General features: G+C 54.3%; 1 protein-coding gene. It reads right to left on the minus strand.

From position 1 onward, the window contains the following. The coding region (locus MXD62_RS08145; protein WP_248828794.1) for a septation ring formation regulator EzrA at positions 1-256 on the minus strand (256 nt) is incomplete at its 3' end. Positions 257-317 lie beyond the last annotated feature (61 nt).

Here is a 317-nt window from a genome sequence, read left to right on the forward strand (position 1 = left end):
ACGCACCATCAAGAAAATCTCCGCGCAGATCGAAGCCATCCCCCGCAGCAGAAGCAATCCCCTCTTCCAACTGCTTCAATTCCTCTGGCATCTCTTGCTGTACCTTAACCATTACCTGTGGAATTTCTTCCAAGGCAGCGCTGATCAGGGTCAACTGCTGCTGCGCCTTCAGCGTTGTCCCATAGGCGCGTACGTCATCCCCGTCGGCGAGCGCCGCTTTTACCTGATCGCGCATCGATTCCACGTCATCAAGCATTACCTTGAGCTCATGGAACGAAAGACCGTACTCCAAACGCGCGTTGCTCAATTTCCGTTCC

It is taken from the genome of Frankia sp. Mgl5 (assembly GCF_023242985.1).
Taxonomy (GTDB): Bacteria; Actinomycetota; Actinomycetes; order Frankiales; family Frankiaceae; genus Parafrankia; species Parafrankia soli.